This window comes from Enterococcus sp. C57 (assembly GCF_040887305.1).
In the GTDB taxonomy this organism is placed as follows: domain Bacteria; phylum Bacillota; class Bacilli; order Lactobacillales; family Enterococcaceae; genus Enterococcus_B; species Enterococcus_B hirae.
Genome location: NZ_JBFOFP010000004.1, coordinates 156,739 through 178,738, shown reverse-complemented (window position 1 = coordinate 178,738; position 22,000 = coordinate 156,739). Strand labels below are relative to the sequence as shown.

21 protein-coding genes and 2 pseudogenes are annotated in these 22,000 nt (G+C 36.0%); 7 read left to right on the top strand and 16 right to left on the bottom strand.

Going from position 1 to position 22,000, the window contains the following annotated elements; translation table 11 throughout:
* The 6 genes from mutL to AB5M32_RS06440 all read right to left on the bottom strand — a co-directional run bounded on the left by mutL (nt 1) and on the right by AB5M32_RS06440 (nt 7,545).
* Nucleotides 1-2,100 (bottom strand): DNA mismatch repair endonuclease MutL, encoded by a 2,100-nt coding sequence (gene mutL, locus AB5M32_RS06465; protein ID WP_178287315.1) that lies wholly within the window; start codon nt 2,098-2,100, stop codon nt 1-3.
* Nucleotides 2,101-2,163: 63 nt separating this feature from the next.
* Nucleotides 2,164-4,776: a DNA mismatch repair protein MutS gene (gene mutS, locus AB5M32_RS06460; protein ID WP_178286957.1), complete on the bottom strand. Its 2,613-nt coding sequence runs from the start codon at nt 4,774-4,776 to the stop codon at nt 2,164-2,166.
* Nucleotides 4,760-5,134 carry a YlbF family regulator gene (locus AB5M32_RS06455; RefSeq protein WP_178286959.1) on the bottom strand — a complete coding sequence of 125 codons (375 nt, stop codon included), beginning with the start codon at nt 5,132-5,134 and terminating at the stop codon, nt 4,760-4,762. Before AB5M32_RS06455 ends, mutS begins: the two co-directional genes overlap by 17 nt.
* 15 nt (nt 5,135-5,149) lie before the next feature.
* Nucleotides 5,150-5,947, bottom strand: a complete 798-nt coding sequence (locus AB5M32_RS06450; RefSeq protein WP_010720381.1) for a TIGR00282 family metallophosphoesterase — start codon at nt 5,945-5,947, stop codon at nt 5,150-5,152.
* Between the two features lie 167 nt (nt 5,948-6,114).
* Nucleotides 6,115-6,888: a Cof-type HAD-IIB family hydrolase gene (locus AB5M32_RS06445; protein WP_010720382.1), complete on the bottom strand. Its 774-nt coding sequence runs from the start codon at nt 6,886-6,888 to the stop codon at nt 6,115-6,117.
* A gap of 21 nt (nt 6,889-6,909) precedes the next feature.
* The gene (locus tag AB5M32_RS06440; RefSeq protein ID WP_178286961.1) at nt 6,910-7,545 is read right to left on the bottom strand and encodes a DNA alkylation repair protein; all 636 of its coding nucleotides are present in this window, start codon (nt 7,543-7,545) and stop codon (nt 6,910-6,912) included.
* A 447-nt stretch (nt 7,546-7,992) separates the two neighbouring features.
* Between AB5M32_RS06440 and rpsD the strand changes: the two genes are divergently transcribed.
* From rpsD to AB5M32_RS06425, 3 genes and pseudogenes are all read left to right on the top strand, one after another.
* Entirely contained in the window at nt 7,993-8,604 is a 612-nt protein-coding gene (gene rpsD / locus AB5M32_RS06435; protein ID WP_010720384.1) for a 30S ribosomal protein S4, read from the top strand.
* Between the two features lie 324 nt (nt 8,605-8,928).
* Nucleotides 8,929-9,477 (top strand): biotin transporter BioY, encoded by a 549-nt coding sequence (locus tag AB5M32_RS06430; RefSeq protein WP_010736828.1) that lies wholly within the window; start codon nt 8,929-8,931, stop codon nt 9,475-9,477.
* 246 nt (nt 9,478-9,723) lie between these two features.
* Nucleotides 9,724-9,876 (top strand): annotated as a pseudogene (locus AB5M32_RS06425) (transposase); the annotation flags it as partial.
* A gap of 706 nt (nt 9,877-10,582) precedes the next feature.
* On the opposite strand, the gene AB5M32_RS06420 reads toward AB5M32_RS06425, so the two are convergent.
* Together AB5M32_RS06420 and AB5M32_RS06415 are read right to left on the bottom strand one after the other, a co-directional pair.
* The gene (locus AB5M32_RS06420) at nt 10,583-11,191 is read right to left on the bottom strand and encodes a hypothetical protein (RefSeq protein ID WP_141639396.1); all 609 of its coding nucleotides are present in this window, start codon (nt 11,189-11,191) and stop codon (nt 10,583-10,585) included.
* 379 nt (nt 11,192-11,570) lie between these two features.
* Complete coding sequence (locus AB5M32_RS06415) at nt 11,571-11,735, bottom strand: hypothetical protein (protein WP_193796983.1); 165 nt, start codon at nt 11,733-11,735, stop codon at nt 11,571-11,573.
* A 388-nt stretch (nt 11,736-12,123) separates the two neighbouring features.
* Here AB5M32_RS06415 and AB5M32_RS06410 point away from each other — a divergent pair.
* Nucleotides 12,124-12,291: pseudogene (locus tag AB5M32_RS06410) on the top strand (transposase); the annotation flags it as partial.
* Nucleotides 12,292-12,414: 123 nt separating this feature from the next.
* Here the strand turns inward: AB5M32_RS06410 and AB5M32_RS06405 are convergent.
* From AB5M32_RS06405 to AB5M32_RS06380, 6 genes are all read right to left on the bottom strand, one after another.
* Nucleotides 12,415-12,924, bottom strand: a complete 510-nt coding sequence (locus AB5M32_RS06405; RefSeq protein ID WP_010720387.1) for a QueT transporter family protein — start codon at nt 12,922-12,924, stop codon at nt 12,415-12,417.
* A gap of 192 nt (nt 12,925-13,116) precedes the next feature.
* Nucleotides 13,117-13,878: a 3-oxoacyl-ACP reductase gene (locus AB5M32_RS06400; RefSeq protein ID WP_178286963.1), complete on the bottom strand. Its 762-nt coding sequence runs from the start codon at nt 13,876-13,878 to the stop codon at nt 13,117-13,119.
* Nucleotides 13,875-14,096: a DUF2829 domain-containing protein gene (locus AB5M32_RS06395; protein WP_010720389.1), complete on the bottom strand. Its 222-nt coding sequence runs from the start codon at nt 14,094-14,096 to the stop codon at nt 13,875-13,877. The genes AB5M32_RS06400 and AB5M32_RS06395 overlap by 4 nt, the downstream gene beginning before the upstream one ends.
* On the bottom strand, nt 14,086-15,621 hold the full coding sequence (locus tag AB5M32_RS06390; RefSeq protein WP_034698668.1) for a helix-turn-helix domain-containing protein: 1,536 nt from the start codon (nt 15,619-15,621) through the stop codon (nt 14,086-14,088). Before AB5M32_RS06390 ends, AB5M32_RS06395 begins: the two co-directional genes overlap by 11 nt.
* A 63-nt stretch (nt 15,622-15,684) precedes the next feature.
* On the bottom strand, nt 15,685-16,386 hold the full coding sequence (locus AB5M32_RS06385; RefSeq protein ID WP_010720391.1) for an LrgB family protein: 702 nt from the start codon (nt 16,384-16,386) through the stop codon (nt 15,685-15,687).
* Nucleotides 16,379-16,795, bottom strand: coding sequence for a CidA/LrgA family protein (locus AB5M32_RS06380; RefSeq protein WP_010720392.1), 417 nt, complete (start codon nt 16,793-16,795; stop codon nt 16,379-16,381). The genes AB5M32_RS06385 and AB5M32_RS06380 overlap by 8 nt, the downstream gene beginning before the upstream one ends.
* Nucleotides 16,796-17,109: 314 nt before the next feature.
* Here AB5M32_RS06380 and AB5M32_RS06375 point away from each other — a divergent pair, with 314 nt between their 5' ends.
* The 3 genes from AB5M32_RS06375 to AB5M32_RS06365 all read left to right on the top strand — a co-directional run bounded on the left by AB5M32_RS06375 (nt 17,110) and on the right by AB5M32_RS06365 (nt 20,379).
* The gene (locus tag AB5M32_RS06375) at nt 17,110-17,844 is read left to right on the top strand and encodes an MIP/aquaporin family protein (protein WP_010720393.1); all 735 of its coding nucleotides are present in this window, start codon (nt 17,110-17,112) and stop codon (nt 17,842-17,844) included.
* Nucleotides 17,845-17,996: 152 nt separating this feature from the next.
* A complete protein-coding gene (locus AB5M32_RS06370; RefSeq protein ID WP_368024369.1) occupies nt 17,997-19,091 on the top strand; it encodes a hypothetical protein in 1,095 nt (364 codons plus the stop codon).
* 142 nt (nt 19,092-19,233) lie between these two features.
* The gene (locus AB5M32_RS06365) at nt 19,234-20,379 is read left to right on the top strand and encodes a hypothetical protein (protein ID WP_010720395.1); all 1,146 of its coding nucleotides are present in this window, start codon (nt 19,234-19,236) and stop codon (nt 20,377-20,379) included.
* Between the two features lie 334 nt (nt 20,380-20,713).
* Here AB5M32_RS06365 and AB5M32_RS06360 read toward each other — a convergent pair whose 3' ends face one another.
* Both AB5M32_RS06360 and AB5M32_RS06355 read right to left on the bottom strand, forming a co-directional pair.
* Nucleotides 20,714-21,613 carry a metallophosphoesterase gene (locus tag AB5M32_RS06360; RefSeq protein WP_063626414.1) on the bottom strand — a complete coding sequence of 300 codons (900 nt, stop codon included), beginning with the start codon at nt 21,611-21,613 and terminating at the stop codon, nt 20,714-20,716.
* A gap of 25 nt (nt 21,614-21,638) precedes the next feature.
* Nucleotides 21,639-21,995, bottom strand: coding sequence for an iron-sulfur cluster biosynthesis family protein (locus AB5M32_RS06355; RefSeq protein WP_010736822.1), 357 nt, complete (start codon nt 21,993-21,995; stop codon nt 21,639-21,641).
* Nucleotides 21,996-22,000: the final 5 nt, after the last annotated feature.

The following is a 22,000-nucleotide window of genomic DNA, read 5'->3' as shown; positions in this document are numbered from 1 at the left end:
TTAATGTGGATCTTGGATGCGTTTAAACATTCTTTCCATATCTGAATTAGTAAAATGGATCAACACAGGGCGTCCATGAGGACAATTAAAAGGATTTTCACATTGGGCTAAGTCCTTCAATAAAACCCTCGCCTGAGCTTCATTCAAATAATGATTTGCCTTGATTGAACGTTTACAGCTCATCATGATTGCTGTGGCTTCTCTAAATTTCTTCACGCTGACACTACCCGTTGTTAACAACATATCGATCATTTCTCGAATAATCGCTTCTTCCTCTCCAGCTGGATACCAAGTAGGATGTGCTCTGACGATAAAACTATTTTGACCGAATTCTTCTAGATAAATACCTGCTTCTTCAAGCAATTGTTTTTTCTCTTTCAGTTTCAAAGCATCACTATTGGGATAATCTAATACAAACGGCACAAGTAGTTCTTGTAGATCGTTAGAAACTTCGCCAATTTTTTCTCGAAAATATTCATACTTGATTCGTTCTTGCGCTGCATGTTGATCAATAATGTATAAGCCATCCTGACTTTGAGCAAACAAGTACGTTCCATGCATTTGTCCAAAATATTCTAATTGTGGAAAGCGTTGTGTTACCTGCTCATTTTCTAATTTCTGAATTGCTTGATCTAATGAGCGCCCATTTTGACTTAAATCAAACTCTGGATGTAGCGCTAACTCCTCACGATAAACTGTTTCTGAAGAAGTTTCTTCTTCAGCTGTTGTTTCATGCTCGTTGGAAAAGTTTTCAACAGTGGATAACTCATTTTCACTCTTATCCACTGGTTTTTCTACATAGTTATCAACAATATCACCAGAGTTATCCACTGTTTTTCTTTTGCTTTCTGGATAACTAGTAGTTTCTTCAGAAAATACAGGAGAGTTTTCAACATTATCCACAGACTTATCAACAGATTCATGCACAAACTCGCTTTTTTCTTCCGCTACAAAAAATGTTCCGGTTGTTTGATCAAAATTCAAGCTTTGCGGTTTCTTAGGTTTCGCTTCTTCAAAAGCGTAAGATAAATCAATTTCGATTTGTTCCGCTTTTGGTTGATCAGCAACCTTTTTCTTGAATCGCAAATTGTCAGCTGCACTGGGAATTAAGTTCTCCTGTACCAATGCTTTTTGAATCGCTTGAGTAATTAGCTCAGTTAATTCCTGTTCCTTCGATAAACGAACTTCTTGCTTTGTTGGATGGACGTTCACATCCACTAACAATGGATCCATTTTGATTTCCAGTACAGCGATTGGGAATCGCCCTACCATTAGTTTTGAACCATAGCCGGCTACAATTGCTTTATTCAAGGAAAAATTTTTAATAAAACGTCCATTAATGATTGTTGAAAGATAATTACGACTAGCACGAGTCACTTCAGGTAAAGAAATATAACCGAAGATTTCAAAATCTAAATCTTTCGCTTCAATCTTCAACATTTTCTTTGCTGTATTCAACCCATAGATTCCGGCAATCGTTTGTTTCAATTCGCCATTTCCTGAAGTTGCTAACATCTTATTCCCATCATGGACTAATCGAAAAGCAATTGCCGGGTGACTTAAGGCTAAGCGATTCACAATATCACCGATATTCGCTAATTCAGTATGCAACGTTTTAACATATTTTAAGCGTGCTGGTGTATTAAAGAAAAGATTGCTGACTGTGATTTTCGTTCCTTGCCTTAAAGGAGCTGGGCGGTGTTCCATTACCGCACCCCCCTTAAGCTCTAAATAGGTTCCTTGCGTTTCTTCTTGATTGGCTGTTTCTACCGTCATCTCTGAAACAGAAGCAATACTAGGCAATGCTTCTCCTCGAAACCCAAGCGTACGAATTCGGAAAAGGTCGTCACGATTGTGGATTTTACTTGTTGCATGACGTTTAAAGGCGTTCTCAACATCTTCTGTCAAAATACCTTCTCCATTATCAATCACTTGGATCGTTTTTAATCCTGCTTCTTCAACTAAAATATCGATTTGACTACTTCCTGCATCTATAGCATTTTCCACAAGTTCTTTGACTACCGAGGCTGGACGTTCGACAACTTCACCGGCTGCGATTTGATTGGCTAAGCGTTCTGATAATTCTTGGATTTTCGCCATCATTCTACGCCTTCTTCCTATATAGTATTTATAGTGAGCTTACTCTTCTTATTTATCGTTGATTTACAGCTGTTTTTTCAATTCATAGAGTTGATTCAATGCATCCATTGGTGTCATTTCTAACAGATTCATTTGTTTCAATGTAGAAATAACTGCTGTTTCGGCATCGCTTAATTCACTGAACAAGGACAGTTGTTGCGTTTCTTCTTGTTCTATCGATACAGTATCAGTTACTGGTTGTGCTATTGCTTCAAGCGGCTCACTTGTAACAGCCACGGAATGATGGCTCACTTCTCCTGATTCTAAAGTATGCAAAATATCTGCAGCTCTTGCTAATAAATTAGAAGGTAGCCCTGCAATTTTCGCTACATGGATCCCATAGCTTTTATCAGCTGGGCCATCCATCATCTTATGCAAAAATACTACTTCGCCGTCTTTTTCAACAGCTCCTACATGTACATTTTTTAATTGAGGTAATTCTTCCTCTAGAACTGTTAACTCATGGTAATGTGTAGAAAAGAGCGTTTTTGCTTGTACATGTTGATGGATATATTCAATGATCGCTTGAGCTAATGCCATTCCATCATAAGTCGCAGTTCCTCTACCTAATTCATCAAAAAGAATTAAGCTGTTTGGTGTCGCATGCCGCAACGCTTGATTGGCTTCCATCATTTCCACCATGAACGTACTTTGTCCAGCAATCAAGTCATCACTTGCACCAATCCGGGTAAAAATCCGATCAAAAATTGGTAAGATCGCTTTTTGCGCAGGGACGAAGCACCCCATTTGAGCCATTAAAACAGTTAATGCTAACTGACGCATATACGTACTTTTCCCTGACATATTCGGTCCAGTTATCAATAAAATCATTTCGTCTTCAGCCATATCCACACTATTGGGAATATATTCTTGATGTCCTAATACTTTTTCAACGACTGGGTGCCGACCTTCTTGAATCAGTAATTGGTGTCGATCCGAGACCATCTCAGGACGAACATATTGGTATCGCTCACTGATCGTAGCAAAACTTTGCAGAACATCGGCTGTACTGATTGATTTTGCTAAAATTTGTAATGGTTTGATCGCTTTTTTGACTTCTTCTCTCACTGCTAAAAACAGCTGATATTCCAAATCAACAGACTTTTCTTCTGCTTCTAAAATTTGCGTCTCTAACTCTTTTAATTCTGGTGTGATAAAGCGCTCTGCATTGGCCAATGTTTGTTTACGTTCATATTTTTCCAGTTCAACATTTGCCAGATTCGCTTTAGTGATTTCGATATAATAACCAAATACACGATTAAAGCCAACTTTTAAATTTTTGATCCCAGTCTGCTGACGTTCTCTTGCTTCTAACTCTGCTAGCCACTGCTTCCCATTAGTCATCGCAGAACGGTACGTATCTAACTGATCATTAAAACCATCTTTAATGATATTCCCCTCAGTAATTTGTAGGGGCGGGTCTTCTTGAATTGCTTGATCAATCAAATGAACCAGGTCATCCATCGGTTGCATTTCCTTCAATAAGTCAGTCCACTGACCTTGATCGATCCCTTCGATCAGTTGACGAATCAGCGGTACTTGTTCTAAAGAAGTCTTTAATTGAATCAAGTCACGCCCATTGACATTTCCAAAAGCCACTCTTCCTGCTAGGCGTTCTAAATCATAAACCTTCGTCAATGCACTTTGTAGATCAAGTCGTTCAAAATAGCTATTCAAAAGAGAAGCTACCATTTCTTGTCGTGCCTTGATTTGATTGAGTTGAATCAGCGGACGGTCAAGCCATTGTTTCAGTAAACGCCCGCCCATAGCTGTTTTCGTTTCATCTAGCAACCATAAAAGCGTGCCGTGTTTTTTTCCTGTACGTATGGACTGGCTTAGTTCGAGGTTAAACTTAGAATAGTAATCCATTTTCAAATAGTGATCCGGTTGATACTCGATCGCTTTTTGGATATGCGCAAGACTTCTTTTTTGTGTCACTGCTAAATAAGTAAGTAATTTTCCGGTCACTTCTTTTTCAAGTGGATCGGATAGCTCACTGGTTAAGAAATTAAACTCTGCATTTTCTTCACTTGTTTCTTGTTTTGAGAAAACTAATCCTAATCGATTCTTTAATTGCTCAGCAAGTTTTTCACTAATTTCATTTCCTAAAACAAGTTCTTTTGTTTGCAAAGCTGTCGTTTCGTTCAGTACAGCTTCTTCATCAAACAAATGAGCAGTTTTTAACTCCCCTGTGCTTAAATCAGCATAGGCAAATCCAAATTCGTTGCCTTGGCTAACAATTGCTGTCAAAAAATTATTGTCTTTAGCAGATAGTCCCTTACTATCCATGACTGTTCCAGGTGTCACTAATTGAATCACTTCACGTTTAACCATCCCTTTGGTGGTCTTAGGATCTTCTACTTGTTCACAAATAGCCACTTTGTAGCCTTTTTCAATTAAAATATCAATATAGCCTTGTGCTGCATGATGAGGTACCCCACACATTGGGATTGGTTCGTCTGCATTACGATTCCTGCTGGTTAATGTTAACTCTAAAATTTGAGACGCATTGATGGCATCTTCATAAAATAATTCATAAAAATCACCTAAACGATAGAACAAAAAAGCATCTTGGTATTGGGCCTTGATGCTTAAATATTGTTCCATCATTGGAGTATTCTTAGTTTTTTGAGGCATTGTCTTCCTCCTCTATCCAATTATTGATTTCATCTTGCAGCATTTTCGTCAAATGATGCAATAAATCATTTGCTTCAAGCAATTGTTTCCGATAAGCTACTACGATCGGATGTCGATCAAATTGTTTCGTCAATTGTTCAACCCGACCATTCGCTTCTTTTTCTGCCATTCTTTTCCCATAATAAGCATAGTTTGCTGCTTCTTTTTGTGCAGATTTGATATCTTCCGTTAACTTTCCTAAATAGGAACTAGTTTGTACTTTTCGCTCTAGTTCATGGTAGCGGATGATCGTTTCATGTTCACTTAAAAGTTGAGCTAATTTATCCGCTTCTCGTTGAATATTCGGCTCTTTATGCAAAAGATGTCTCACTTTCTATTCTAAAAATGGACGGTCCTCGTTGATCTGGATTAATTGAATGGTTTTCGCTTTACCAGTTGCATCATCAAATTCCAGTAAACAGCCACTCAAAATACCTCGTCCTCGTTCAACGACTTCAAAACGTTTCGGCAAAGCTGTTAAAAATTTTTCGATAACTGGTTCTCGGCGCATACCTAAAATTCCGTCATAAGGACCTGTCATACCTACATCAGTTAAATAGGCAGTTCCCTGCGGTAGAATCCGAGCATCATTGGTTTGTACATGCGTATGGGTCCCAATGACCGCTGAGACTTTTCCATCTAAGAACCATCCCATGGCTTGTTTCTCACTTGTCGTTTCTCCATGAAAATCAACAAAAATGATTGGCGTTCTTTTTTTTGCTTCGGCGATCAAGCGATCCATCTTGCGGAATGGATCATCTAAGTCGACCATAAAAGAACGTGCTTGCATGTTGATTACAGCTAGTTCTACTTGATTGACTTTCACGAATACCATTCCTTGACCTGGCGTTCCTTCAGGAAAGTTTGCTGGACGAACGATTTTTTTTGCTTGATCGATAAATTCAAAAATATCTCGGTTGTCCCAAGTATGATTGCCCATCGTGACAACATCTACACCGTCTTGTAAAAACTTTTTATAAATTTTTTCAGTTATTCCTCTTCCAGAAGCTGCATTTTCTCCATTTACGATTGTGACCTGTGGTTGATATTTCTTTTTTAAACGAGGAAGATAGGTTGTAATCATATCTCTTCCCATTGAACCTACTACATCACCAATAAATAAAACCCGCACACGTTTTCCTCTTCTCTTTTAACATCATTCTATATTATAGTTGTTTTTTTGTAGAAAGAAAAGGGCAGAAAAATCCTCTGCGTAACCCTCATCTGAAACTACTAAAAAACTAGCTGAAGTCAGTCTCCAACTAGTTCTTTTTACTATCCTAGATTATACTTGTTTATTTAAATCATGGAAAGTTGCTTCAATGCTTTCCAAATTCCATCTTCATCATTTGTATCAGTAACCAACTTCGCTTCTGCTTGTACCTCTGGAACTGCATTTCCCATTGCAACACCAATGCCTGACATACGCAGCATCTCCCGGTCATTTTGGCCATCACCGAAACTAATGATATCTTCTTGCGCAATTCCGACTTGTTCTGCTAGGTGTAAAATCGTGGCTGCTTTTGAACCGTCATGTGGAACAACATCCACACTTTTTTCATGCCAACGAACAAATCGAATCTTATCGTAACTAGAAAAATGATGATCGTAATTCTGATCAAAAAATGCTAAAGCTTGATAGATATCTTGTTCTTCCACAAAGTACTGATCCAGTTCAGGTAAAACAGCACCAAATGAATGCATTGCCTCTTCCATCATTCCCACATGATTGGAAGAATAACGTTTGATATTATCTAGACTCACAAAAGCAGTATCGATATTTTTATCTTGTGCTTCTTTGACAAAATTGTCTAATTGTTCACGGTCAAGCAAATTTTTATAAACTTGTTCATGATCTAAAAATCCAGCAGCGCCATTACATAAGATATAATTTGTAAATGCTAGATCTCGGATAACCTCTTGCGCATGGAAACGACTACGTCCAGTAGCAATCGTTACCAAATGTCCTGCTTTACGTAACTTATCCAAGGCTTCTCTTGTGCTGTCTAATGCTTGTTTATTTGTGTCCAGTAGCGTCCCATCAATATCAAAAGCAAATAATTTACGTTTCATTTTTTTAGTCGACTCACTTTCTTATAAATACTTGCTTGCTTCTCTTCTTGTCAAAGCAGACCATTCTTTTGTCAATTGTTCTTTTACCCAAGAAACATTTGTCTTGCTGTAATCGCGCAATGCCCACCCAATCGCCTTTTGAATAAAAAATTCCTTTGAGAAGCGATCTTCAGTAATCACTCGATCCAGCAACAGCTGATTGGTAGCTTCTTTAAATCCTAACTGTAACGTAATTGCTATTCGCCGAAGCCAAAAATCTTCTTTTTTTTCAAACAAAAGAGAAACCGTCTCTAATTGTTCCATATGAAGTTTACACCATGTAGCATAAACTTTCCGCCAAGTATCAATCGTATCCCACCATGCTTTTTCCGGTACCAATACAGACAATTCGACCAACTCATCCAATGATAAACGTTTGATGTTTTGTTGAATCAAATCAATCGCCAGGTACTGATACTCCCGTTCTTTTTTTTCATAATAATAGAAAACAAGGAAAAAAAGGTCTGGAACATCAAGCACTTTGCTTTCACGCAAAAGTGTTTGTTGCAATTTCCAACGTTCTGGTTTGGGCACACCTGCAAATGAGAACTGATTTCTCATATACATTTCCATTGGATGTGCTTTTTCTTCATTTTTTTGAAAAACTAAAAGTTCCAAGACAGTCCTCCTTGAAAAATCAAGCCCGTATCTTAGGTGACAGCTGAAAAATCACTGTCACTACCTTTTAGTGGCTCTGTAGGTTGAAAATAGGCTGTGCTTACACAAGCATGATCCTTCATTTATTTCTTTTTAAGATTGGTACGTTTATTTTTCATGCTTTTAAAAGATACCCTCTTATTTTATAGAGTGAAACAAGGTTTGTAAAGCGTTTTTAAAGAGAAACGTACTTGACAGTTTCACCTTGTTTCCCTTATACTGGACTTTGTGTAAAATAATGCAGCGGAAAAATAATAATTTCGTCCCTAGTTCATTGCCCCGATTCGGGTTCAATTGCGTAACCGCGGCTGCAAAGGTGAAGATTGAAGAATGGACTACACGATTATGAATTTTTTATCGGATTATTTTACTCCAAAAACTAAATTTATTTTATTGGAGGAAATTTTAATGTCTCGTTATACAGGACCATCATGGAAAATTTCTCGTCGTCTAGGTATTTCATTATCAGGCACAGGAAAAGAATTAGCACGTCGCCCTTACGCTCCAGGTCAACATGGACCAAACAGCCGTGGCAAACAATCAGAATACGGTATGCAATTAACTGAAAAACAAAAACTACGTCACATGTACGGAATGAACGAACGTCAATTCCGTAACTTGTTCGTTAAAGCTAGCAAAATCAAAGAAGGTAAACACGGGGTTAACTTCATGATCTTACTAGAACAACGTTTAGACAATGTTGTTTATCGTCTAGGTCTTGCAACTACTCGTCGTCAAGCTCGCCAATTAGTTAACCATGGTCATGTGATGGTTGATGGCAAACGCGTTGATATCCCTTCATACCACGTTGAAGTTGGTCAAGTGATCTCAGTTCGTGAAAAATCACAAAACATGACAACAATCAAAGAAGCTGTTGAAGCAACTGTTGGTCGTCCAGCATTCGTAAGCTTCGATGCTGAAAAATTGGAAGGTTCATTAACTCGTTTACCAGAACGTGACGAACTATATCCAGAAATCGACGAAGCTCTTGTCGTTGAATACTACAACCAAAGCCTATAATTTTCAAAGCTTTGGCTTACAAGCCCACTATCTATTCGATAGTTGGGCTTTTTTTATGTAGATTTCCCTCTCTCTTTTCTAGCTCTCTTCTTTATTTGAATTTGATTCGCCCGTGTAACTCTCCTAGAATCATATGTTGAGACTTGCCAAAAAGTTCAAAATGAAACAATGTTTAACTGAACATATAACCTATCCTCAAAGGAAGATAGACTAATATTTTGAAGGAATACTTCGTTTATTTAAAAAATATACTTTACAAAAAATAATTTTTCTTATACAATTTCGTTAACTTAGAAAATAAAAATGGTTAACAAAGGAGAACTTATGACAAAATCACTCAAAGAACTCATTCTTGCTGCAGAATTTGCAGCGATCATTGCCGTTCTTTCACAATTCACTTTCCCTCTAGGTCTAATTCCTTTGACTGGACAGACTTTTGCCATTGGTTTAACTGCTACTTTCCTTGGTAAGAGAACAGGAACTGTCTCCGTCTTGATCTATCTTTTATTAGGTCTTATTGGGTTACCTGTTTTCTCGGGGATGTCTGGAGGGATTGGTGTATTATTCGGTCCTACCGGTGGCTATCTAGTTGGTTTTATCCTCCAGTCTTGGCTAATTGGATTTATCATGGAGAAAGTCGGTTCTCGCTATCCTCTGACAATATCCGCAAACTTAGTTGGTTCAGCAGCCGCATTATGCTGTGGCATGCTTTGGTTAATGATCAGTAGCAGTCTTTCTCTTCACACTGCATTTTTAAGTGGATTTCTTCCTTTTATAATCCCTGAAGCAATCAAATCGATTGCTGCCGCTTCGGTAGGTCTGTTTCTAAAAAAACGTTTGTCTCGACTTCAGTTGTTTAGTATGGATAAATAACTAGACAAAACAACTACTACGTTGTATTCCTTTACGAAAAATTTTTTAAAATAAAATCGTCACTGATTCAAACTGATTGTGGCATTACCTAAATTCCTTGAATTGTTGATAAATAAAAAAAGCTTACAATCGTAAGCTTTCAGACTATAGACAAAGTACTTATTTATAGTGCTTTGTCTTTTTTATACGTTAAAACAGAACGATAAATTGGAGCTGTACCTGATGCTTTCAAAACAAAGTAAGTTTAAAGATCTCTATAAAAAAAGAGAAGAAACGATTGAACGAATATTCAGCACCACAAAAGAATCTCATGGGTTACGTTATACCAATCAAATAGGAATTGTAAAAATGCACATGAAAATCGGGCTTACTTTTGCTTGTCTAAATATGAAAAAGCTAAATCAAAAAATATCAAGCGAAAAAAGAGTATTTTTCTAAAGAAAAGAAGACAAACCTTATTTTTACATAAGGATTGTCTTCAATCTGATATAAATTATATTTTGTAAAAATTTCTGATTCTTAATTCTTAATACGTTGCTATACAGTTGATTCGTGAACACCATGTACATTAGGATACTATCAGTAGCATTGAACTAACAGATCACTACTTTAAATTTTGGAAGGATCTATCGCCAGAAAAAAACGCCTCCAACATAAAATTAGAGACGTTTAAGCATTCTTTGTAGTAACTAAATAATTGTTGCCCCTTACCAAGCGGCAACTATATTTCCAAATCAACGTATTTATTTCTATATCATGAAAGAAAGCTCATCAATAGCAGTACACCTATTGTTATTACTAACTCCATAATATTTTCAATCCATACTGGAAAGAATAATCCTTTGTAAGGTGACCGAAAAAGGGATCGATATTTTTGGGGGATAGTGAAACTCAGTACACTAGATAGTGCCCATAGAAACAAAGCGAATGATGCATGGTGTTTCATAGCTAAAAAAAGACTTAGAGCTAAGAGAATAAATTGACAAATTCTTAGAAAACCCAGGGATTTCATCTCCCACCTCCTCATGTACTAAATACAATCTCTATACTCATTTATTATATCAATAAATTTAACAGAGATTGTATTTTAGTTTAAATGATCAATTTACCAACGGTTATCATATTTAGAAGACCATCTTGATTCAGTAAGTGTAATCCGAGCAGTACCGGTATTTCCATGGTTGTCAATTTTATCTCTGCAATCTTTTGAGTAAAGGGTAAGCTTACCCATTGCTATACCTGCTAAAAGAGCTGCAGCTCCAATAACTACTGATCCAGCAGAAGTACTAAATTTAGCTAAAGCCGTAGCAAGGCTACCGGTTCCTGCAGCAGCAACATACATACCATTATAAGCGGTACGAGCAGTTTGTTTGCCAGAAGCTGTATTATAATATACATTCCAGCCACCATTTTGTATACGTTGACCTAACCCAGCAGCGAAGGCTTCTGCTCCCTCATATTTGTTAAGTATATATTGTGCCGTGCTTTCAGGATTGGCCTTCGAAGCTACTTGATATTGAGGTGTAGCTAGTTCCTGTTCTAATGCGACCCATTTCGCATTTTTCACTACTTCTATTGAAGTTGCTTCTGGCACAGCAATTTCATCAGCTGCTACTACTATTGATGCCGTGGGAGAAAATATACCTAAACATAAAAGAATTGCGAAAAATAAAGCATAAATACTTTTAGAGGACCTACCAATTTCTTTTTTCATTTGGTCTTCTCCATTCATTTATTTTATTGCAAACGTTTACAATACAATAATAACCCCTAATGGAAATTCATACATTATATTACCCAAAAATAATGATGATAAAACGGTGTCGTTATAATAACGTTTTTTTAAATAATAAAATATTTTTTAAACACCAAAAAGCTAAAAAAACAACATTCAAACAAATTAAATATTTATAAAAAAACAAATATTATTTAAACTATTTATTTTATAGCTTGATAATCTTCTGGATATAACCCATATTTAGCATACTTGTGTGATTCCTACAGCAGTCCTCATATACAACTATTTTAGTTTTCTTTTTTATAAAAAGCTTGCAGTGTCCATCAAAACAATACTCTTGATCTTGAAATTCGATCTAAGCGTTATAAACTTCGTTTTGCTGAAATTGTCCGATACAATAAATTACTTCCTTATAATCAAGTGCAAATTTTATACCTTCTTCAAAACAACTATTAGGTTGCAGCCATTTTTTGATTTTTTTCTGATATACTTCAGGAATAGGTCTTTCAATTTTTTTCAAACGTTCCTTCTTTTTTTTTAACAAGCTATACCGATTTTTATAAGAAATTTTAAGTATCTCTGCTTCTAATCTTTTGTATTCAAGTTATTCATACTTGCTTCAGCCGCAGTCATCAAAACTTCATCTTGTAAATCATATTTTTTATTTGACATAGCCTTCCCCTTCTGAACACTACATAAGATATAAGTAATTAATTATATTTTGTCATTTTTCTTTTTAATCGACACAAATCTCAATGCGATAAATGGCAATAAGAAAAAGAAAGGCTCTGTTTATAACCCATCTCAGACTATAGACAAAGTACTTATTTATAGTGCTTTGTCTTTTTTATACGTTAAAACAGAACGATAAATTGGAGCTGTACCTGATGCTTTCAAAACAAAGTAAGTTTAAAGATCTCTATAAAAAAAGAGAAGAAACGATTGAACGAATATTCAGCACCACAAAAGAATTTCATGGGTTACGTTATACCAATCAAATAGGAATTGTAAAAATGCACATGAAAATCGGCCTTACTTTTGCTTGTCTAAATATGATAAAGCTAAATCAAAAAATATCAAGCGAAAAAAGACATATAAAAAAGACAAACCTCATTTTTACATAAGGATTGTCTTCAATCTGAAAGCTTTCAATTTTAAGTTTTTTTATCTTCTATTTTTAGCCTTAGCTAAATCGTCGTTTATTTTTTTAGATCTACTTTTTGTCCGACCCAATAAATGATGACTCCTCCCACTAGCATGGAAGCTAGCTCACCCAAAGCAACAGTTCCCCAAGTGAAGAAAAAGGGTAATTGATAGAATAGCTTCAATTGTCCAGCAACTGTAAACATAGAAAATGCAAAGACCAAAGCTGTAATCACCATTTTTATTTTCATGTTTCTTACTCGTTTTGTTATCTCATAGTTAATCAATAAGACGAGTAAGGTGCTGATACTACCAACTACTACATCAATCCATCCCAATGGTGAGGAAAGATTGGCTAAAGCAACACCTAGCGTGATAGCCAAAATATACTTTTTATTATAGAGCGACAAATAATTGAACATTTCGGAAAGACGTATTTGAATGGCACCAAAACTGATAACTGACAACACGAATGTAACTGCCACATATAAGCCTGTTACAAGTGCCATTCGAGCAATTTCTGCTGTGGTAAAACGATTAGTAGAACGAATTTTCTTTTGATCCATATTCTTTCTCCTTTACAAGGTCGTGATACAATCGATCATCCTTGTGGTCAAAAATGCCACAAAAAATCTCGTCTCTCTCAACTCTTGGTAATAACTACGACCAAAGGATGGGAATTGACTTCCAACTGAAGTGCCGTAGTGCGAATAAATTCGCTAATCATAGCATATCTGAAAACAATAAAAAAGACAAAATCATTTTAATAACCAACCACCATCGATTGGAACGATCGTCCCTTGGATATAGCTTGCTTGAGGGGTCGCCAAGAACAACGTTAATTCAGCCACTTCCTCTGGTTGTGCCCACCGTTTAACAGGCGTTTCATTCGCTACCCATTCCGCCATCTCACCATTTCCTGCAAAATCAGCTGCATTCATAGGTGTTTGAATTGCTCCTGGCGCAATCCCTTTGATACGAATACCTTTAGAAGCATAATCTAATGCTAATTGCTTCGTAAAACCAACGATCGCATGCTTTGCGCTGGTATAGGCAATCCCGCCACCACCACCGACAAAGCCAGCAATTGATGCCATATTGATGATTGTCCCTGTTTCTTCCTCAAGCATGTCCGGAAGGATCAAGTGCGTCAGCTGAAACATACTCTTGACATTAACAGCAAACACTCGATCCCATAAAGCTTCATCTGTTTCCAACAATGGCTGGTACTCATCTAAAATTCCTGCTGTATTCAGCAAGATCGCAACTTTTCCAAACGTTTCGTGACACTGTTCAACCGCCTTTTTTAACAAAGAATGATTCGTGATATCACCTAAAAAATAAGCAAAGGTTTCAGAAAATTGCTGGGATAGATCGTCCATTCGGCCTAATTGCTGATCAAAACCAAACACCCGCGAACCTTGTTCTAAAAAGGCTTTAGCTTGTGCCTGTCCGATACCTGAAGCTGCTCCAGTGACAAAAACAACTTTCTCTGTTAGATCACTGTATCTATTTTTCATTCCACAATGATCCAATCTTCAGCTAAAATGTCACAGACTGTAGGCGCAAAACTGGAAAATCCTTCGTCACTTGTTTTGATTAAAAAGTAAGGGGTAACGGGACAACCGTCAAATTCTTCTCCTGAAACAAGAACGACATACAATTCAAAACCACTCCAACCTTTTCGAATTACTTTATTCCCTTTTTTTAATGCTGGTAAAATTTCTTCAAATGTCATTTATTTCGTTCCTTTCTTTGTCTTTTCGGTCTTGGATCAACACAAATTTTTGGTACAATTGGATATAATCGTTTAACTGTAACTCTCCAGTCACGATAAAGTATTCTAAATCAGACCATGGCTTACGATGCACTTTGCTCGTTGAAAGTAATAAATCAACTTCTCGTCCCCGATAATCTGTTGGTAAAAATTTCAAACAATAAACATTTCGAAAAAAACGATGTAAGTCTTCTATTAACAACTGCTCTTCAAACAGAGGGAAATCTGTCATCAAAAGAATCGTGATCTGCGGTAACTTTGGTGTAAATGCACCCATTGTCTTTAAAACCGTTAAATACCGCCCCATCAAAAAAGACGTATTTTGAAATGCTAGCTGATCCACTTTTTGCTCGGTCTCAAAAAACAAATCGAGCCACTGGATAATTTCACTATTTTCGATCATCAAATGATTTATAAAGTCACTGTCGTTCCCATCAATGGTTTCCTTAGCTTCTGGAAAAAGATAGGCAAATAAATGACTACTAAAAAGATAGGTTTCAGCTTCTTTTGTTAAGGGTTCTTCTGACAATCCTTGTTCCACTTGATAGAGAGCTAATGCTTCTTTTGCTTCATAAAGTGCATGGTAGGGTGGTGTTTGTCTCCTTCGATGGAAAGCAAACATTTCTTCTCGGATGTCTTCATCCGTATAGTACTCTTCTCGTGTCATCAAAACTAAAAATAACGCACCTAATTCTTCTTCATTTTGAAAATAGTTAGGAAACACTGGTTGCATCCAATGACAAAATTTTTGAAACATAGGATTATCAGTAATCAGTTGTCGCTTTCGTTCGTTTAACGATACGTAATGCTTCTGAGATTTACGCAAGAAGAAAGCTCCTAACATATACTCTAGTCTTCTTTTTTTGATCTCATTAAGGCGAACATTGAAAAAAGCCATGATTTGTTCAGCAATTTTTTTCACATCTAATTGTGAAATCGTTACAAAAGGCCAAATTTTCCCACGAAACAACTGCCAAAACGTCATGTGAAGGTAAAGCCGGATGATTTCTTCTTCTCCTTGCACCACATAAGTCCCACGTTGTAAATAAATCCCGTAATTTTTTAATTGTTCTCTCCACTCGTTGATCTTTCGACGCGCAGTTGATTCGCTGATATATTGTTTTTGAGCAAATTGATAGATCGTATGAAACTCTTCAAAAAAAATATCGTGCAATAGCTGGTATTTCAGCGTACTTTGCACGAGAAAAATCAAAAAACGCTCATGTTCGATAGAATCAAGCGTATCATAAAAGGAATAGCCAGAACGAGGGGTTTTCATAAACAATGTTTGAGAGCTCTCGTTGAACTGATGGTAATTTTTTGTTAATTCGTTTAAGTACTTAGCGACACTTCTTGCATCTAATTGGACTGTTTGTGCCAGTTCAGCAATCGTGTGCCACTGATGATCCTCGAAACTTTCCAGCAGGAGAATTTTATAATAAAGGTCTTTATCAAATCGTTTTAAATATTCAGATGACAAATACAACTTTTACCACTCCTTTATGCTAGAACGTTTTTTTCATTGTAGCATAAATCCTGGGAAACAACATCAAAACAGGTTAGTAAAAAACTGAAATAATAATGGTAATAAAAAGACGGTCAGCATGCCATTGACGCCAATGGCTAAGCCTGAAATAATCCCTTCGATCTCACCCAATTCGATTGCCTTTGCTGTACCAATCGCATGAGAGGTACTTCCTAACGCAACCCCCTTAGCAATCGGACTGCTGATCTTAAAAAGACGAAAGATATGAGTAGCGATCAACGACCCAAAGATACCAGTAGAAACAACAATTGCAAGCGTGACCGCATTGATTCCTCCCATCGTATGAGAAAGATCAACAGATATCGCTGTTGTCACTGATTTAGGTAGCAGAGAAATGACCATCGCTTTTTTTAATGTAAATAAATAGCCAATACCCACACTGACTAAGCAATTAGCTACGATCCCCGCTAAAATTGCCGCAATGACTGGGAAAAAATTTTCTTTTAACAAATGAAAATTTTTATATAAAGGAATAGCTAATGCAACTGTTGCTGGCGTGATCATCATGGTCAAAAAATTCCCACCCACATTATAATCCTGGTAACTGATTCCAGAAAAATGAAGAAAAAGAATGATCACTAAAATAGACAATACCAACGGATTGATAATTGGCAATTTATACTTGCGTAAAAATTTATCTGATAATACGTAGACACCTAACGTTAAGCTTAATCCAAATAATGGGTTACGAATAAATTCAGTCAATTTGTTGCTCCTTCCTTTTGATTTTCTGCAACTTTTGGCTACTTGTTTGTTTCAATTGAACAGATTGTAACATTTTTTCTACTACTTCTGCCGTTTTGCCTGCTACGACCATCGTTACGATCGAACAGATCACTACCGCACCTAATAAAATAGGCCAAATTGTCGCAATATCACCAAAATAGTCAAGTAAACCTACCCCTGCCGGGACGAATAAAATCGTTAAATTATTTAATAAAAAATCACCTGTTCCTCCTAAATGCTCAGGCTTTACTAGTCGCATCTCAAAAGCTAGGAACAAAAATAAGATACCTAGGATACTTCCAGGAATTGGTAAATGGAACAATACACGAGTTCCTTCACCTAAAACTGAGAAAAAGAGGATAATAAAAAATTCTTGAAAAAATTTCATCTATGAAACACTCCTTATTGTTAGCTTTCATTTTACTAACAATATTTTTCTGAAATTTTCAAATTGTGCTGTTTCTAAAGTACAATATTTGAAAAATATAGTCGTTTTTTTTTGGTATATTTATAATTAAGGTTGGTGTTTTGTGGGAAAGTTCCGTACGTTGTTTTGGAAGTTGGTCAGATTTCTTTTATACATAGAAATCATTTTTTTATCTGCACTTATTTATGACCAATAAAAACGTCGGATGCGAAGCACTACACCTATTGTGTTGTTGTTTCTTTTTTTTTGCATTTTTATAAATTTTGGAGGTATATATGGATTATTCACTTATGACCCGTCTTGTGGCGGAAATGATCGGTACAGCTTTATTAATCATTCTTGGGAATGGTGCTGTAGCAAACGTAGATTTAAAAGGAACAAAAGGTTATGGAAGTGACTGGATGTTGATCGCTGTAGGTTATGGCTGTGGTGTAATGATGCCAGCAATGATTTTTGGTGGTATCAGTGGAAATCATATTAACCCAGCGTTCACAATTGCTCTTGCCTCAAATGGTTTATTCCCATGGGCTGAAGTATTACCTTATATTGCTGCTCAATTGATTGGTGCCGCAATTGGGCAATTGATCGTTGTAGCTTGCTACAAACCTTATTATGATCAAACAGACGATGTAAACCATGTATTAGGTACTTTCTCAACAATCAACAGTGTTGGTTCTAAATTCAATGGTTTTGTTAATGAATTCTTTGGATCATTTGTTTTATTCTTTGGTGCACTAGGAATTACTAAAGCACCTTTCTTCCAAGACAATCTTGGTACAGCACACTTAGCTCTTGGTTTCTTAGTATGGACGTTAGTTGCTTCTCTCGGCGGACCTACTGGACCTGGTTTGAACCCAGCACGTGACTTCGCACCACGTTTAGTCCACGCATTGTTACCATTAAAACATAAAGGTTCATCACAATGGGGTTATGCATGGGTACCTGTTGTTGCACCGATTTGTGCTGGTATCGTTGCTGTTTTCTTATACAAATTCTTATTTATGGCTTAATTTATCAAAAAAACTTGGAATCACTTCGATTCCAAGTTTTTTTATTTGGAGAAAAAATTGATTTCTGTCCTCTTTTAACCTATGTCATACTAAGTAAGCACGCAAAATAAATCGCAGACTTTACTATTTATTTTATGAATGGAGGAACTCCTATGCCTTACGAAACAGAGCTTCAACGACATCTTGATATATTTGCTCTTTCTTTATCATTAAAGAAAAATAATAGATGGTCTCCGGAAGATGATAAAGTGAATTACCCACTTTTATTTTCTATTTATATTAAAATGATCCAACAAGATGAACAAGAATTTTTTGTACGTAAGCAAGACAAATTAAAAATGATTCAGTCACTCAACCGAAGCAAGGATTTCTATTCTTTTACTCGTCACACACAACTTTTTCATACTTTAAAGCGGATGGTTTCAAATGATCCTCAAGATTTTATTCTTTTGCCCTTATCTTATAGTATAAAGAAAAATAAAAAAAGTGGTCATGTTTCCGGAGCACTCATCTACAAAGAAACGAAAAACTATAGAATTATTCTAGTGGATAAAAGGAAGCACCTGTCAAATTCATCTGTAAATATGGTTAAAATTTCTTCGGAGAAAATGGCTCCCCTTTGTAAAGAATTGTTTGCACAGAGAGATCATCCTAAACTCGAAACTTGTTATGATATTCTGTACAGAATTATTGACCATTCCTCTTCCAACAGCTTTTCGTCACTAGACTATACGATGCATGAACAAAAAGAAGGAAATTGTGTGGTCAAAGAAATAGAAGCTACTGCAAAAACTGCGCTCTTACATTGTCGCCATGACCTTCTCGCTTCTCAAAGTAGAAAAAAAATAAAATGGAGTGATACTTTTGAGATGCATCAACGTCTTTTAACTGCGATCAAAGCAGAATATGGGGAATCTCCTCATCTTGATTATTTATTTGAACTGTACAAACTGAGAAAACTAGCGAATGCGATCAAGGAACCTTTAGCAGCAGAAAAAAACAGAATACATGAAGCAATCAAAAAAATGTTTACCGATCATAACGAAATTCAAAAAATCTTAAAAATAGAGAGACCGACATACCTAAACAAAGCAATTATAGAAGATCAGGAAACAGGAGCATATCCAAAAGATGGTAATACCAAAAATATGATCGATATTTTTGAAAAAATAACTAGCGAAAAAAATAGGAGAGCTAACGAAACAAGAACCGAAAAAATGGCGCCAAAAGACGTATTCATTCGCTAAAGGAAACATTGTAAATCAATAATCTGCTTGTGCGCAAACAGTCTCAAAGCTTACACTTATCTAAGGAGGTAGACTTTTTACAACTGCAAGCATCAATTTCATTGTTACATAATTAAAACTATAAGCACGAGGTGTATTAAAAATGTCTGAAAAAAATCTAAGTAGTACTGAAAAAAAAGCAGAATTACTGGCCTTATTCTTAGGTCTAAAAGATAGCAATGTCTTCCATTCTAGTGGACCCGATGCTAAAGAATTTTATCAATTACTATTCTCTAATTATCAGAAGATGATCTTAAAAGATTCAGATAATTTCTTCGTTGCTAAAGAACACAAAGCCTCTGTAATTGAATCCTTACAACATACTATTGATTTTTATGAAACTCAAATGGTAACTGAAATTGTTCACTTGTTAGAAAGATTAAAATCCGATAATTACACTTCTTTTATCATTACCTCTGCTAACTTTCTTACTGAAGGTGAGGGCACTAAACATAGTGTCGGATTACTCATACATAAAAAGAAAGACTATTATACAGTAGCCATATTAGATAAAGGCGGTTACTATAATGAGCGACAGGGAAGCTATGTAAAGATTCCTAAATCAAAACTACAATTACTTAGCCAGGTACTCTTGGATAACAAAAGCACCAATAAAACCGTAGGTAGTTATAATAAAATGCAAAACTATGGCATTTTAAACGCGATCGTAGAACTTTCAAATAATGATGATATTTCATATGTCTCACCAAAAGCATCTGATTTAAAAATTAAAGTAAAAAAGCAAATGGTTGGTAATTGTATCTTTGCTGGTGTTAATCTAGCCTTTAAAACAGCCTTATTTTGTTGCCATACGGATGTTTATAAAGATATTGATCATCGTAAAAATAATATAAGTATAAAACCTATGGAAAAGATAGAAGCTAGCTATGAGACTAATCAACGTTTCTTGAATGTACTAAAAGGTAATGATATCAATGAAAATAAAGTTTTAGACATCATTTACTCATATTATGAAGAAAGAAAACACGCTAAAATGTCTCTTCCCAAAATAAATAAAAAATGGAAAACTTCAAAAAATCCTTTTCTTAGAATAAAATATCATATTAGAAAATGGCAAATTCAACAAAAACAAGAGATAATTTATGCCCATATCACGAAAGAAATCATGCAGGACCCTTATCTTAATTTAAATAAAAAAAAGATAGAATCTATAAAGGCAACCCAGCCAGCTAAAACTATGTCTAATGAAGCTTCTTTGCAAAATAACTATTGGACACGTGACCGTTAAAATAAAAGTTCTATAATTTATGGAATTAATGAAACAGAATTGATTCTGTAGTCTCCCCAAAAGTTAGACCAAAAGTCTAACTTCTGAAGTTCGGTACATTCTTCAGTCCCATTTTCATTTTAGCGATTAAAAAACATATCTTCTCTAATGTGATTAAATAACCATAACCTAGATAACTGCTGTGTGAATGGTTCTATCAAAAAAATGATCAGATTAGTAGACAAAATTTAATCATTCGGAAAGTTGCTCACGAGATCGTGCAAAAAAAGGCCTTGATTGTTGTTGCGATTCTTTCACCTGCTCCGTACGCCTGTAAAAAGCCACGACGACCCTTCTAATAAGAAATGATCGTCATGGCTTTTGCAAACTCTTCATACAAATGTTCATTGCGGTAGCGATTAAACCCGGGGTCGTGTTTTCGTAATAGCGTGCGTAACTTCATGGGATGATAACTATCGATCAAGTGATTTTTTCGTACAAACTCCCTCGTCAATTGCCATTCATAATAATAGCCAAAAGGACGGCAACTATAGCGGGTACCATGAATGATTTTATCTTCAAAACGACGATGGGTGTGACCAAAAACAACCTGTTTGATATTATCGTATTGATCTAATAGTTGTCCAAAAGAAGCGGAACCTAAAAAAGCATTTAAGTTGTTCCAGCGTTCGTATGGAGCGTTCTGATAAACAATAAAGTCTTTTTTAGGAACGAAATGCGTCGCTAAAATGACGTCCAGTTTTTTGGCTTCTAACTGGTCTAGTAACTTTTTCATTGCTATCAGAACTCGAGCGTTGACTTCAATGTCACTTCCCTCTCGTTTAATAAAACGATCATACCAGTAAAGGTTCTTCATGCGCAGAATTTGTTTATTTTCTTTTAACTCTGAGAATTGATAATCATACCAACCATTCATCCCAAGTAGGACTGTCTGCTTATTCAACGCCAGATATCGTTCATTTAAAAAATGAGAATCTGGAAAATGATTCATCATTTCTTCTCCCTCAACATCTACCAATTCATGGTTCCCAAAGTTGAACGTTGTAGGAATTCCTTTTTTAGCAAAAAATTCAACAACTGCTTGGCAAAGATCGACTTTATTCGCCACATCTCCAGCTAAGTGAAGCCGTGTGATCCCTTTGTCTGTGAGAACCTTCCACAAAATCAGCCATTCTTGTTCACTAAACTGATTGATATCTACATGTAAATCGCTGATAATTGCCAAGTTTCCCATACGCTTACCTTCTGTCTCCTATTTTCTACTCGTGATGTATGATTTGAAGATTACCTTTTAGTAATCCACTGGGGCCTTTTAACTGTAAACTCTTATAAGTCGGTTCGACTGCAATTGTTGTCGGATCATCCAGATACATCAATGCACTTTTTTTGATATAGATTGGTCCGACAGCTGTTTCTACTTTGACAGAGTATAAACTCAAATCTTTTGTTGTCTCTTTCTTTACGAGAATCAAACGAAAGGATGTATCAATCTGACAAGTTACTCGACTGTCGGCAAAAGGACCATCTCCGTCTTCAATATCAAGTAATAACTGTTCATCTTCATTTTGTTGTGCTAATAATTTTTCTTTTGCTTCATCTGTTAGTAATAATTCCATTCTTA